Below are 2,054 nucleotides of genomic sequence, written 5' to 3'. Positions count from 1 at the left end.
GCTCGGGTGAGCCGACCGCCGGGCGGTCCGGGGTGTGGTCGTGCGGTCAGACGATGGCGGCCTGCTTGGTGGCCTGCTCGGCGGTCTGCCCGTCGGCCTGCTCGTCGGTGCCGGAGGTGTTCTCCCGGGGAGTCGGGAGCACGGCCATGATCACGCCGGAGATCACGATGGTCGCCGCCCAGGCGAGCCCGTACTTGCCGACGAAGGTGCCGGAGAGCGGGCCGGCGAACCAGTCGCACTTGGTGAAGGCGAGCCCGGCCAGCAGCGCGAGCACCCACGACACCATCGCCTGCCAGCAGAAGCCGCCCGCGTACCAGTACCGGCTGTTCCTGCTGGTGTCCATCAGCGCGGCGGCGTCGTAGCGCACCGCGCGCGACCGCCGCCGGTACATGTCCACCGCGTAGACGCCGATCCAGGCCGAGAAGGAGACGGCGAGCAGGATCAGGAAGGTGATGAACGAGCCCAGGAAGCTCTTGGCGACCAGCATCAGCAGCAGGCCGCCGACCAGCGAGATCACGGCGTTGATGCTGACGGCCATGGCGCGCGGCAGCTTCACGCCCATGGTCTGCGCGGTGAAGCCGGCCGAGTACATGGAGAGGCTGTTGATCAGCAGCATGCCCACGATCGCGGTCAGCAGGTAGGGCACGGCCAGCCAGGTCGGCAGCAGGTCGCCGAGGAAGGAGACCGGGTCCGCGGCCTCGGCCAGTCCGGGCGAGGCCACCGCCATCACGGCGCCCATCAGCACCATCGGCACCATGACAAGGCCGGCGCCGGAGACCGTCACGCCGACGATCTTCCGGCCGGAGGCGGCGTGCGGCAGGTAGCGGGCGAAGTCCGGGCCGGTGGGGACCCAGCTGATGCCGCCGGCGGCGATGGTCCCGATGCCGGCGATCATCATCGCGGTGGTGCCCGCGGGCTTGGAGAAGACCTCGCTCCAGTTCATGGTCGCGACCAGGTAGCCCAGCACCAGCACGCTGAAGATCCCGAAGAGGTACGTCGACCAGGTGTTGCAGACGTTCAGCGCCTTCCGGCCCATGCCGGAGACCAGGAAGGTGCAGGCGACGAAGGCGAAGAGCGTGATCACGATCAGTGCGGTGTTGCTCTTGACGCCGAAGACCAGGTCGAGGACGGTCAGCACGGCGTAGGCGCCGGTGACGGCGTTGATCGTCTCCCAGCCGAACCGGGCGATCCAGAGGATCGCGCCGGGGAAGAGGTTGCCGCGCACCCCGAAGGTGGCCCGGGACAGGGTCGCGCCCGGGGCTCCGCCCCACTTCCCGGAGACCGACAGCACGCCGACCATGCCGAACGAGATGAGGGCGGCGCACGCGGCGACGACCAGGACCTGCCAGAAGTTCAAGTGGTTGAACACCACCAGGGCCGCGCCCATGGTGAGGAGCAGGACGCTGATGTTCGCCGCGACCCAGGTCGGGAAGAGCTCGCGGACTCTGCCCCGGCGCTCGTGGTCGGGGACAGGCTCAATGCCGCGGGTCTCGATCGCGCCGTCGTTGGCGTCGGTGGACGGATTGTCCATGAGGGTGGCTCCGTGCGTGTGAAGCGGGAGGTAAATCGGTCAAATAAGATATTTGTGGAACTCTTCGCGCGTAGCGGGAGTCGAATCATCCTACTTTGTTCTGGACGCAGAGCGGTTGGCGCGGGTGCTCGCCGGCGGCCATCGGCGCACCCGCCTCCCGGACCCGCACCCGGTCCGCCCGGAAAACCGTGCGACCGCTGGGCGGCGGGCCTGTTGAATGGCCCGCATGTCCAGCGCACCGCAGGCCCCGGCCGAAGCCGTCGACCACCTCCTCGCCGAGCTCGCCCCGCTCGCCCACCCCGCCCGGATGCGGCGCCTCGCCGCCTGGACGAAGGAGCGGGCAGCGGGACCGAACGAGGGCGACGGGCCGGAGCGGCTCGGCCCCCTGCTGGCCGAACTGGACAAGCGCGGCGCCTACGGCCGGGGCCTGGCCGGGGTCGCCGCGACGATCGCCGGGGACGTCGCCTTCGTCGCCGCGCGGCTCACCGATCCCGACCCGGCGGTCAGCCGCCAGGCCCTGAAG

At 70.4% G+C, this 2,054-nt stretch carries 2 protein-coding genes; one reads left to right on the top strand and one right to left on the bottom strand.

Going from position 1 to position 2,054, the window contains the following annotated elements; genetic code table 11:
* Positions 1 to 46: 46 nt before the first annotated feature.
* Entirely contained in the window at positions 47 to 1,531 is a 1,485-nt protein-coding gene (locus ACFU6K_RS37790; RefSeq protein ID WP_380671005.1) for a purine-cytosine permease family protein, read from the bottom strand.
* 226 nt (positions 1,532 to 1,757) lie between these two features.
* Here ACFU6K_RS37790 and ACFU6K_RS37785 point away from each other — a divergent pair.
* Positions 1,758 to 2,054 (top strand): hypothetical protein (locus ACFU6K_RS37785; RefSeq protein ID WP_380671003.1); only part of this gene is annotated, 297 nt, incomplete at its 3' end.

The organism is Kitasatospora sp. NPDC057512 (assembly GCF_042802135.1).
GTDB lineage: Bacteria > Actinomycetota > Actinomycetes > Streptomycetales > Streptomycetaceae > Kitasatospora.
Note: the sequence above shows the minus strand (reverse complement) of the source record. Positions and strands in the feature narration are given on the sequence as shown.

Excerpts from the sequence above, each read along its gene's own strand:
- ACFU6K_RS37790 (WP_380671005.1), bottom strand. The coding sequence starts at position 1,531 with ATGGACAATCCGTCCACCGACGCCAACGACGGCGCGATCGAGACCCGC.